8 protein-coding genes are annotated in these 11,852 nt (G+C 68.9%); 2 read left to right on the top strand and 6 right to left on the bottom strand.

Annotated features, from left to right (window positions below):
• Positions 1–13: 13 nt before the first annotated feature.
• The gene (locus BMX17_RS03275; RefSeq protein ID WP_092657607.1) at positions 14–1,327 is read left to right on the top strand and encodes a hypothetical protein; all 1,314 of its coding nucleotides are present in this window, start codon (positions 14–16) and stop codon (positions 1,325–1,327) included.
• A 1-nt stretch (position 1,328) separates the two neighbouring features.
• On the opposite strand, the gene BMX17_RS03280 is transcribed toward BMX17_RS03275, so the two are convergent.
• From BMX17_RS03280 to BMX17_RS03295, 4 genes are all read right to left on the bottom strand, one after another.
• Entirely contained in the window at positions 1,329–2,090 is a 762-nt protein-coding gene (locus tag BMX17_RS03280) for a DUF7001 family protein (RefSeq protein ID WP_092657609.1), read from the bottom strand.
• 62 nt (positions 2,091–2,152) lie between these two features.
• A complete protein-coding gene (locus BMX17_RS03285; RefSeq protein WP_092657611.1) occupies positions 2,153–3,439 on the bottom strand; it encodes an outer membrane protein assembly factor BamB family protein in 1,287 nt (428 codons plus the stop codon).
• Positions 3,440–3,491: 52 nt separating this feature from the next.
• A complete protein-coding gene (locus BMX17_RS03290; protein WP_139203413.1) occupies positions 3,492–5,501 on the bottom strand; it encodes a hypothetical protein in 2,010 nt (669 codons plus the stop codon).
• Between the two features lie 177 nt (positions 5,502–5,678).
• Positions 5,679–6,599: a sulfide-dependent adenosine diphosphate thiazole synthase gene (locus BMX17_RS03295; RefSeq protein WP_092657615.1), complete on the bottom strand. Its 921-nt coding sequence runs from the start codon at positions 6,597–6,599 to the stop codon at positions 5,679–5,681.
• Between the two features lie 152 nt (positions 6,600–6,751).
• Here BMX17_RS03295 and BMX17_RS03300 point away from each other — a divergent pair, with 152 nt between their 5' ends.
• Positions 6,752–8,587 carry a histidine kinase N-terminal 7TM domain-containing protein gene (locus tag BMX17_RS03300; protein ID WP_092657617.1) on the top strand — a complete coding sequence of 612 codons (1,836 nt, stop codon included), beginning with the start codon at positions 6,752–6,754 and terminating at the stop codon, positions 8,585–8,587.
• On the opposite strand, the gene BMX17_RS03305 is transcribed toward BMX17_RS03300, so the two are convergent.
• Together BMX17_RS03305 and BMX17_RS03310 are read right to left on the bottom strand one after the other, a co-directional pair.
• Positions 8,584–11,055, bottom strand: coding sequence for an AAA family ATPase (locus tag BMX17_RS03305; RefSeq protein ID WP_092657619.1), 2,472 nt, complete (start codon positions 11,053–11,055; stop codon positions 8,584–8,586). The genes BMX17_RS03300 and BMX17_RS03305 overlap by 4 nt on opposite strands.
• Positions 11,055–11,801: a 4-phosphopantoate--beta-alanine ligase gene (locus BMX17_RS03310; protein WP_092657621.1), complete on the bottom strand. Its 747-nt coding sequence runs from the start codon at positions 11,799–11,801 to the stop codon at positions 11,055–11,057. The genes BMX17_RS03305 and BMX17_RS03310 overlap by 1 nt, the downstream gene beginning before the upstream one ends.
• Between the last annotated feature and the right edge of the window lie 51 nt (positions 11,802–11,852).

Here is an 11,852-nt window from a genome sequence, read left to right on the forward strand (position 1 = left end):
AGTGTGTACGAATATGCTGTCCGCCAGGCGACTCGCACCGCTCGCGGTCGCCCTCCTCCTCGTGCTGGCGGGGTGTGGGGCCGGCCCGGGCGACGGCACGACGACGGCACCGGCAGACACGGACGCACCGACGGCAACCGACACACCGGCGTCGACCGACACGCCGACGCCCGGCGGAGCGGAAACGCCTGGCACGGCGACGCGCGACGAGGGGACACCGAGCAACGAGACCGACGACGGCGGAGAGACGACCGGATACAGTATCCAGGTGCGAAACGGGACGTTGCCGTTCGACGTGAACCGGACCTTCACTCGCGTGCAGGGGCTGGCCGGGACGGACGTGGAGCCGCGGCCGGTCGAGATCCGGAACCTGAGCGAGTGGCGGGGGAGTCTGCCGCGCATCGCCGCGAGTCCGCTCAACGCCGCGCTCGGGTTCGAGAACGTCTCGGTGAACTGGAGCGAGCCCACGGGACTGACTCGGGTGACCGGCTACGTCTACGTCCACCCCGGTTCGGGATCGCCCGCGACGGTCGAGCGCACCCTCGCACACGAGTTCGCGCACACGATCCAGTACCAGGCGAACCTGCTGCCGTGGCTCGATCGGTTGCAGACGGAGCGCGTCCTCACCGACCAGCGCAAGACCTACCGCGCGCTCCAGGAGGGTGGTGCCGTGTTCGTGGCCGACGCGTACGCCCACCGCTATCTCGACGTGCGAAACAACTCGGCGTTCGTCCGCGAGCGATACAGGGAGGGCGGGGCGGCCTACCGGTCGGCGCTCGCCCCGTACCTGTTCGGCAAACAGTACGTGGCCCACACCATCGACTCGCCCTCGAACCTGTCTGCGGTGTATCGGAACTACCCGCGGACGACCGAGCAGTTGCTGCACAACTACACGCGCCAGGAGGAACCGGAGAAGAACCTCACCGTCTCGGTGACCAGCGGGTCGTCGTGGCGGTTCCTCGGCAACAACACGATGGGTGAGATGACCACCCGTCACTCGCTGGGGACCGAACTGTCCGTCGAGCGGGCTGCCGCCGCGGCGACCGGCTGGGGAAGCGACGAACTGTCGGTGTTCCGGAGCAACACCGATCCGGACCAGTACGCGTGGGTCTGGACCCACCGCTGGGACAACAGTAGCGAGGCCGCCGAGGCCGTCGCGGCGCTGGACGACTACCAGGTGTCGCGACAGACCGATACCGACCTCGACTTCCGGACGGTCCGGATCAGCGACGAGACGACCGCGCTGGTGTTCGGACCCGAATCCTTCGCCGACGCCGCCTCGGTCGACGGCACGACCGCCAACGTCACGGTACAGGTCGGAGCCTGATCTACGACTCGTACCGCGCGGCGTGAGCCTCGCAAAACTCGGGGTCGCGCAACTGCGCCTCTATCACGCCGGGCTGGCGATGTGGATTCGCCAGCCGACAGCCCTCGGTCGCACAGAAGTCCGCACCCGTCGCGAGGTAGTGGTAGACCTGTAGCACGTACCCCTTGATCGCCTCGGTCGTTCGGGGGTCGTCTTCGACCAGGAACTCCCCCTCGACCTGTTCTTCGAGGACTTCCCGCGGAGGCGTGTCGCCGCTGACCATCGCCGTGCGCTGTTTCTCCTTGTAATACTGTTCGGGCTTGGCCGGGGCCTCGTAGAGGCCGGGCACCGAGACCAGCGCCGGCTGGCCGAGAACGTTGACGCGCTTGTGCCAGCGGCCGTCGTGGTCGCCCCAGGTCCCCAGCACGCGGTCCAGTAGCGGGACGTGGAGGTGGTCGAGCGAGCGCTCGTCGGCGGGCAGGCGCTCGCGCAGGATGTCCTGCACGGCCAGGCCGTCGTAGATGACGCCGCCGGCCCGTTCGGGGTGGTCGAGGGCGCGCTCCTCGTACCGGACGATACCCAGCATCGTGTTGCCCGTCTCCCGGTCGTACGGGCTGAGAACTCTGGCCTCGGCGAAGGCTTCGGCGAGGTCGTCGTCCCGGTCGGCGAGAAATCGGTCCCGAACGTCGACGGTCGCGGGGACGCGCTGGTCGAGCCAGTCGGCGACGGCGTCGGCGTCGGCCGCGGTCGTCGGCGCGCGGTAGAGCGTGACGCGGTCGAGCATACCCGACAGTCCGTGACCGCCCCAGTTACTGGTTTTGGGTGCGGCCGACCGCGTGTCCGGCGCTACTCCGGCGGCGTCACCGGCGGCGTGGGGTCCGGCGTCGGGGTGGGGACCGGACCACCGGACTCGCCCTCGCAGAACGCCGTGACGGCACCGTCGCCGGTTCCGACCAGGAGCAGGTTGCCCGTCACCGCGGGCGTCTCGTAGTTCCCGTATTGTTCCCGGTAGACCCAGATTCGATCGCCGCCGGAGTTCAGGGCCTCGACCACGTCGTCGGTCGCGACGTAGACCGCCCCGTCGGCGACCGCAGTCCCGTGCACGTCGCGGTCGTCGTACGAGCGACACCACTGGAGGTCGCCGTCGGGTCTGTCGAGGACGTACAGGTTCCCTCCGGCAGCCTCGGTCCGGACGGAACCGACGACGACACGGTCGGCCGTGACCGCCGGGACGCGGAAGTCCTCGGTCGCGCCCTCGAACACCCACTCCCGGGTCCCGTCAGCCAGCGCGTAGGCCGCGACGGTCCCGAGTTCGCCGATGTAGGCGGTCCCGTCGCGAATCGCGATCGAACCGTAGGGCGTGGTGTCCTCGACGCGCCACCGTTCGGTCCCGTCGGCCGTCGAGAGCGCTCGGAACGGGCTGTCGCCGAGCAACAGCGTCTCCCCCGTAGCGGCCCCGACCTGGTTGCCGTCTGCGGTCCACCGCCGGTCCCCGGACGCGATCTCGACGGCGTGGATGCCGTTGCGACCGTTGGCGAACACCGCTCTGTCGGTCGCGACGACGTTCCCGTCGTGGTCGAACTCGCCGTCGCCGTAGAGCCAGCGGCGCTCCCCCGTGGCGGCGTCGACAGCGTGCAGTCCGTCCGCACCGGGCGCGACGACCAGCGGGTCGTCCCCGACGTCGAGTACCGCGACCTGTCCGCCGGAACTGAGCCGGTCGTACCGCCACTCGATGGCCCCCGTCGCCGGATCGAGCGCGACCAGCGCGTCCCCCTCGTAGGTGCCGACGTAGACCCGGCCGTCGGCGATTACCGGGTAGCAGTCGTCGACCGGCCCCTCGGTCCCGGTGTCGGTCGCCTCGAACCGCCAGCCACGGACCACGTCCTCGCGGGGCCCCGGATCGGCCGTCGCGCCAGTGTTTCGCGAGTCACGCTCACCCTGTGGCCAGTCGTGTGTCGCGTCGGTCACGGCCAGTTCGGCCGTGGCCGCGACGCCGATGGTCGAGGCGAAACTCGTCGGCTCGGTACAGTCCCAGTCCGTCCCGGAGCCTGCACACCCCGCGATGGCGACCGCACTCGCGGCCCCCATCGCCTGCAGATAGCGACGCCGCGTCGGCGCGTGGTCCGTACCCATACCGGACCCCTCTCTGGCCAGTTATTTCAGTCCAGTGATGAGACAGGAGCCGTCAGCGCGACCGACGGCGGGCGACGAGTCCCCCGGCGATCACCGCGAGAACGGCGACGAGGACGCCGAACCCGGCACCGTCCGCCGCCGTTCCGGTCGCTGTCCCCGCCTGCTCGGTCGGCGGTGCGTCCACGGTTACCGTCGCCGTCGCGTTGCCGAGGCGGAACCGGTGGACGCCGGCCGCGGGTGCAGTGACGAACGCAACGTCCCGCTCGCCGCCGGGCTGGACGACGACTTCGCGGGTCGACACCACCGTGTCGTTCCGGTAGAGCGTGAGGGTCCCGGCGGCCGGGATCACGGCGTCGTTGCGGACCCGAGCCGTCAGTTCGAGGGCATCGCCCGCGGTCAGCCGCGACGCGTTCGCCTGCAGGTCGACGACGGCCGGCGGCGACGGACCCTCGACCGTGACCGTGACCGACCGGGTACCGACCGTGAGCGTGTACGTGCCCGGACCGTCGAAGGTGTGCGCGAACGTGAGTCGCCGCTGTTCGCCGGGGTCGATCGACCCGGATCGACCGTCGCGGCGGCGGTCGTCGACCGCGAAGACGGTGTCGAACTCGCCGGATGCGTCGCCCGTATTCCGGACGATCACGTCGAGCGAGAGTCGTTCGCCGGTCGCGAGTTCGACCGGCTGGCCGGCGTCGAGCGAGCCGTTGCGGTAGGGCCCGTCGACTCGGTAGCGGTCGGCGGCCGGCGCGAGCGCGTACTCGATGCGCGGAGCCGCTCCCTCGAAGGCCCGCAGGTGTTCGGTCCGGGTCCACATCGACGGGACGGCGTCGGTCGTGGTGTAACGGTCCGCGAACCGGCCGACCTCGGCATCGGCGACGTCGGCTACGATGGACTGGACGGCCGCCGCCGTCAGCGAATCGTCGGCCGCGTTCATTCGCTGGAAGACCCGCTGGAGCGTACGGCCGTCGGTCGCCAGCCGGATCTGTCGGTCGAGTTCGCCCGCCACGAGCGCGCCTTTCAGGTACGGCGTCCGTCCGGACCAGGTGGCCGGGTCCGCCAGTATCTCGCCGGGATCCGAGCGGGTGTTGCCGGCCTCGAGCCGTGTGCTGAACGCCCGGAAGCCGATCCGGTCCTGCTCGAGCGACAGCAGGGCGGCGTAGTACGTGGCGCTGGCCTCGGTGAACCAGCGTGTGCCGTCGTTGCGGTCGTAGGCCTGTCGCGTGTGGACGTACTCGTGGAGCCAGACGTTGTCGGGGACATCGAGCCGCTTGTTGTCCAGTACCCAGAAGGAGTTGCCACCGGTCTGGAGCCCCTGGACGGACCACTCGACGGCCGTCGTCGGCGCGGCGATCATGAGGACGCTCCCGTCGCGGTCGCCTACCCGCATCGCGCCCGAGGCCGCCGTCACCGACTCGAAGATGTCACTCCGGGGTTCGGCCAGCGTCGCGGCCGCCGGGACGATCAGCCGGAACCGCTGGCCGTGGGCCCGCCGCGTATACTCGGCGTGCGGGCCGAGAAACGCCATGGCCTCACTGGCGACACCTTCGCCGTCGATTCGCGTCCGCCGGTCGAGCGTGACGTTCTCGCCGCGCCAGCTCCAGGAGACGCCGACCTGCGGCGTCCGGACGAGCGCCCACGGACCGGCGTCGACGAAGGTGTAGTCACCCCGTCCGGCCAGCGGTCCCTCGGTGTCGCGGGTCTCGTTGACCGACAGTCGGTAGGTCAGGCTCGGCGCGTCCGTCCGGCCGTCCCAGGCGTACCGACCGTCCGACGCGGCGAACCCGTCGGTCTCGATCACCGTCGCCCGGGCCGGCAGTTCCGTCTCCAGTTCGACCAGATTGTCGGGGTCGTCGAACCGTGCCGTGACCTCGATCTCGCCCGGCCGGTCGGGCGTCAGGTGCAGGCGTTTCGTGAGTTGCAACGTTCCGCCATCCTGTGCGGTGCCCATCGACACGTTCGCGGCGGGCGCGTCCGCAGCTTCGGCGGTCGCGGGCCCAGCCACGCCGACACCGAGTGCGATCACCGACAACAGACAGAATACCAGCACGCGTCGTCGTCCCATCGGTCACAGCGAGGGACAGCGCGAACTTAGTTCCGATGGCAGGTGGCGGTGGCTGTGCGGTGCGGTGGGTACGAGCACAGCATCCGCGAGCGCCCGTGGCGCTCGCGGCGGTTTTTCCCCAAGTTTTTGCAACGGGGGGTTCGCCGCTGGCGAACCCCCTGCAGTAAAAAGTGGGTTCTAGTCGTCAGCGGGACTGGCTCGCGTCGTCATGTCCACGTCCTCGGCGTCGACGCCGAGTTCGTCGATGGCGGCCTGGGCGGCCTTCTTCCCCGAGAGGAGCATCGCGCCGAAGGTCGGGCCCATCCGGGGGAGGCCGTAGGTGGTCGCGGTGGCCATGCCGGTGACGACGAGGCCGTCGTGGGCGAGGCCGGTGTGTTCGACGACGGCGTCCTCGGACTTGCCGACCCACATGGAGTCGTGGCCGGGCGAGTCGTGGCCGGGTGCCCCGTAGGTGTCGTCGCCGGTCTGGTCCATGCCGCTTGCTTCCTCCTCCAGTCCGGGGGCGTTCAACACGCCGCGCTCGTCGAGTTTCTTGACGGCCATGGCGTCGTGGCCGGTCGCGTCGATCACGAGGTCGGCCTCGACGGCGATGGGGTCGACACAGGTGATCTCGCGGGGCAGGGCGTGGACGGGTGTCCAGTTCATGACGATACCGCCGACGCGGTGGTCCTCGCGGATGACGATGTCGGTGAACTCCGTCATGTTCTGCATCTTCGCGCCGGCGTCACAGGCGGCCTTGATGAGACCGGAACAGGCCTCCGGGCCGTTGGCAACGAAGAGCCCCTCGCTGTCCTGGGACTGCTTGTAATCCACGTCGAGGTCGTCGAGGACGTGGTGGGCCGGGCCCCGGACGGTGACCTTGTTCATCAGGAAGCCGCCGAGCCAGAAGCCGCCGCCGAGGTAGTTGTTCTTCTCGACGACCATCGTCTGGACGCCCCGTTCGGAGAGTTCCTTGGCGGCCATCAGTCCCGAGGGGCCGCCGCCAACGATGATCACGTCGCTGTCGGAGAAGTCCATGAACTCCTCGGTCCACTCCTGACCGATGGCACGGGTCACTTCCGCCTCGCCCACGTCGCTGAACTGCTCGAAGTCGGACATAGTAGCCATTACTACCACCCGGTGATACAAAGGGATTCTGATCGGCGGAGTTGCGGGGGCGGCGGCCACGAGCGAGCCGTTGGGTCCGCGTCCCGCGTCGAAATAGCGAAAAGTCATAAGCCATCGGCCGGCTAACACATCGCAACCCCGAGATGGCCTGGCAGTACACTCCGTTTCTCACCCTCACGCTCATCGCGGCCGTGCTGGTGGGTGTCGCCGCGCTCTACGTGGTCCGCCAACAGCGGGCCTACGAGCCGGTCCCGGGTGGGTACACGGCAGTGATACTGTCGGTGGCGATCTGCTGGGTACTCGTCACGTACGCGCTTCAGATCGGGAGCGTCGAACTCCCACAGAAGCTGTTCTGGTACAAACTGGGCTACATCGGGTTCATGCCCGTCCCCGTCCTCCTCTTGCTCTTTACGCTGCAGTACACGGGCCGCGACGAGTGGATCACGTGGTGGAGCCTCGGACTGTTGTTCGTGATCCCGCTGGCTATGATCGGGCTGACGTTCTCGAACGGGAGTCATCAGCTGGTCTGGACGAATCCCAAAATCATCGACAACAGAGCGTTCGTCGCGTTACGACCCGAGTACGGTCGCGCGATCGTCGCGTACGTGGCCGTCAGCGTCCTGCTGGGCGGGATCAGTATCGTGCTCCTGTCGTTGCGGGCCTACACGTCGGCCGGGATCTACCGCCGCCAGGCAGTGTTGCTGGTCGCCGGGACGGTAGTGCCAGTCGTCGCCGCCGGCGTCTACTTTTCCGGCGGGAACCCGCTGCCCGGACTCGAAGTCATGACGATCTCGCTGGCCGTCACCGCCGGGTCGTTCTGCTGGGCGGTCGCCCGCCACGGCCTCTTCACGCTGATCCCCATCGCCAGCCAGGCGGCCGTCGAGCAGATGGACGACGCGGTCGTCGTCATCGACATCCGCGGGCTCGTCGTCAACGTGAACGAGCAGGCCGAACCGTTCCTGACGGTCGGCCCCGACGAAGCCATCGGCGGGTCGATCGGCGAGGTCCTCCGTCCGTTCGCGGTGCCCCCTGCACCGCGATCGGGCGATCCCGAGAGCGACCGCGAGGTCGTGACCAACCCCGAGAGCGGGCGCTCCTACCAGCGAATCGGAACGCCCCTGACCGACAACGATGGCGTCGTGATGGGCCAGCTGGTCGTCCTGCAGGACATCACCGAGCGCGTCCGTCGGGAGCGCCGGCTCCGCCAGCAGAACGAACAGCTAGAGGAGTTCGCCAGCGTCGTCTCCCACGACCTGCGCAACCCGCTGAACGTCATCAGTGCCCGGTCGCAGTTGGCCCGCGAGACCGGCGACGCGGAGCACTTCGACGCGCTGGACCGGGCGGCCGACCGGATGGACCGGCTGATCGACGACCTGCTCCAGCTCGCCCGGCAGGGCCAAACCGTCGACGAGACCGAACGCGTGTCGCTCCAGCAGGTCGCCGACGACGCCTGGTCGCTGGTGAACGCCCCAGAGGCCGACCTCCGGGTCGAGAGCGATATGTTCGTCGAGGCGGATCGGGACCGGCTCCAGCAGGCCTTCGAGAACCTCTTTCGCAACGCCGTCGATCACGTCGGCACGGACGTGTCGCTGATCGTCGAACCACTGGCGTACGACGCCGAGATGGGCGTGGCGTCGGACGCTGTCGACGCGGACGGAGACGACGAGAGCGACGACGAGGACGCCCGCACCCGGGCGGGCTTCGCCGTCGAGGACGACGGCCCCGGAATCCCGGCCGAAGAGCGAGACAACGTCTTCGACTACGGACACACGACCGAGGAGGACGGGACCGGGTTCGGGCTGGCCATCGTCAAAGAGATCGTCGAGGCCCACGGCTGGGAGATCCGGGCGGTCGACGGCGAACTCGCCAGCACCCACGACGAGGGCGAGTACGGCGGCGCGCGCTTCGAGATCACCGGCGTCACCACCGCACAGGGGCTGGCGCTCGGCGAGACCGACGTTGGGTTCGATTTCGGTTAGTCCCAGCCGTCGAGGCTCGACGTGGTCCGCTCGACGGCCTGTATCAGGTGATCGGTGTCGATGTGTGCGTCGGCCCGCATCGCCGTCCGGGCGGCGTTCTCCGCGACGAGTTCGAGGTCGCTGGCCGCGTACTCCTCGGTGCGCTCGACCACGGCCGACCAGTCGAGGTCGTCGGCCAGCGGCCGATCCCGGAGGTGGACGCCGAGGATTTCGCGGCGGGCGTCGGTGTCCGGCGGCGGCACTTCGATGCGTTCGTCGAACCGACCCGACCGCCGGATCGCGCCGTCGATGTCTTCGAGCAGGTTGGTCGCGCCGACGACCACCACGTCCTCGCCGACGTCTTCCAACTCGGCGAGCAACTGGTTGACCATCTGTTGTTCGCTGGTGTTCATCCCCCCGGTCCGGTTCCCGGCGATGGCGTCGATCTCGTCGACGAAGAGGACACAGGGGGCGTTGGCCTCGGCGATGGCGAACAGGTCTGCGACGTTCTCCGCGGGCTTGCCCATCCACTTGCTCGTGAGGTCCGCGGGCGTCACGTCGAGGAAGCTGTGGCCGAGTTCACCGGCCAGTGCGGTCGCCATGTAGGTCTTCCCACAGCCCGGCGGCCCGTAGAGCAGGAGGCCGTTCAGCACGTCCAGCCCGTAGTCCTCGAAGCGGTCGGGATCGTCGAGGGGTTCGATCACCGTCGCTTCGAGGCGAGCTTTCAGGTCGGTCATCCCACCCACGTCGTCGAAGTCGATACCGGGATCGGGGTCGACCAGTGACCGGGCGTTCAGGTCCGCGCTGTCGGGCTGTTCGACGTGATCCTCGGCGTCTTCCGGCCCGCCCCAGTTCGGGATGGAAGAGTCGAGTTCGTCGGCGGCCGCGAGCAGATGTGACTCGCCGATCTCCTCGCCGGCCCGTAGTGCCTTCCGGGCGGCGTTCTCCGCGATCAGTTCGAGGTCGCTGGCCGCGTAGCCCGCCGTCGTCTCGACGACCCCCTCCAGATCGATTTCGTCGGCCGTCGGACGACCGGCGAGGTGGACCTCGACGATCTCGCGGCGGGCGTCGGTGTCCGGCGGCGGTACCTCGACGCGCTCGTCGAACCGGCCCGACCGCCGGATCGCGCCGTCCACGTCGTCGACGAGGTTGGTCGCGCCCATCACGACCACGTCGTCGTCGCTGGCGCCCTCCAGTTCGGTCAGCAACTGGTTGACCATCTGCTGTTCGCTGGAGTTCATGTTCGCGTCGCCGTCCCGGGTCCCCGCGATGGCGTCGATCTCGTCGATAAAGAGCAGGCACGGCTGGTTCGCGCGGGCGATCTCGAACAGTTCCTCGACCTTCTGGGCGGGTTCGCCCATGTACTTGCTCGTCAGGTCGGCGGGACCGATCTCGATGAAGTCGTGACCCACTTCGCCGGCGAGCGCCTCCGCGATGTAGGTCTTCCCACAGCCCGGCGGGCCGTGCAGGAGGACGCCGTTGACGACGCCGATGCCGTACTCCTCGAACGCCGCGGGGTCTTCGAGCGGGCGGATCACCTTGTGCCGGAGCGTGTCTTTGAGGTCGTCCATCCCGCCCACGTCGCCAAAGCCCCGTTCGACCTGTTTGGTGACCAGCGACTCGGCGTCCATCTCGACGCCGTCGGGCTGGACGATCTCGTCCTCGCCGGCCGTATCCTCGCCGCCGAACGAGCGGTCGGGCGAACGGTCCGTGGCGCCGCTGGTTCCGCGATCGTCGCTCCCGCCACCTTCGTTCGAGAGCTGTTTCTGGACCCGGTCCAGCGAGAGGTCGTAGCCGTACTCGGCCAGCCGGGTCGGGTCGTCCGCGATGAACTCCGAGAGCCAGCCGTGGCGCTTGAACTCCCGTTCGCTGGCGTCGGGTTCGCGGAAGGCGAGCATGATCGAGTGATCGGCCGTCTCGCCACGGTACTCTGCGAGCCAGAAGGGGAGATAGACCCGCGTGACCTCGGTCACCTCGTCGAATCCGGCCGGATCGAACTCGCCGGGCAAGCCGTAGTTCTCGCGGAGTTTCTGGAGGAACACGTCGGCCCGATCGCCCCGGCCGGCGTCGCGCTGGCGCGCCCAGTCGGCGACCCGCTCGGGGATGAGGTCGCCGGCGGTGTCGTTGTCCACCTGAAACTGGAGCAACACGGAGGGACCGAGGCCGGGGCCGTCCCCGAAGTCGAAGTCGCCGGTCGCGACGTTCTGCAGCTTCCCGGTGTCCTCGGCATAGCGAGAGACGTGGGCGTCGTTGTCCGCCCACAGGCCGTCGAGGAAGACGGTGTCCTCGCGTTCTTCGCTCCCGAACCACTGGCCCTCGTCGGACTCGTAGCGGACGGTGACCCGGAACACGGGATAGAACACGCGGTGGAGGCGTTCGAGGCGTTCCGCCTCGCCCAACGGCGTGAGCGTCCGCCCTTCCAGCACGTCCCGCACCGTGTCGGCGTCGGGGAGCCGGTGATCCACGTAGATGTACGGCGGCAGTGACATCACAGATCACCGCTGCGGATCGCGTCCTCGGCCGCCGACAGCGCCGCCTCGCGGTCGAACTCCTCGACGATGCCGTCGAGTTCGTCGGGGGAGGCGTCCGCGAGGTCGCGGGCGTGTTCGGTGATCCCCGGCACCGCGCGGATGATGTTGTCGATTATGGGGACCGTCGCGGTCTGAGCGGAGCGGGAGAGCGGATTCAGGTCGATGACGAGTTCGGTCTTGCCCATCTCCGCGAGGGCTTCGGCGCGGTCGCCGTCTTCGAGGGGGACCAGCACCACGTCGGCGTCGCCGATGCCGGTGGCGTCGACCTTCGCGCGTTCGTGGTCGAGACCCGGAATCCGACCGTCGGCCGCCAGACCTTTTACCTCGTCCGCGCCGTGCTCGCGGAGGTGGTCGGCGATCCGTTCCATGCGTTCCTCGGTACGGTTGAACAGGTTGACCTCCAGATCCGCGTCGGTCGCGGCCGCCAGTTCGACCAGTTCGCCGGGCACGAGGGCGGCGGCGTTGCCGTTGACCGAGAGGACCGGGTGGGCGGCGCGCAGGAGGTGGGCGGCGGCGGCGCGTTCGGCCCGGTCGGCGCTCTCGGTGGTTCGCTCGCCGAGCAGGTAGTCGTAGGCCTCACCCCGACCCTGTGCGATCAATCCCTGCCGAGAGGTGATCCCCAGATCGACGCCGTGTTCGATCCGGTGTCGCGTCAGCAGCGACTCGTAGCGGGGGTGGCTCTCTGGCACGTCGATCTCGTCCATACTCGATCACGTTTGCGCTGGTGTGAAAAATCGCCCGGTGCGCCGGCGAAA

The sequence above is a fragment of the Halorientalis persicus genome (assembly GCF_900110215.1).
In the GTDB taxonomy this organism is placed as follows: domain Archaea; phylum Halobacteriota; class Halobacteria; order Halobacteriales; family Haloarculaceae; genus Halorientalis; species Halorientalis persica.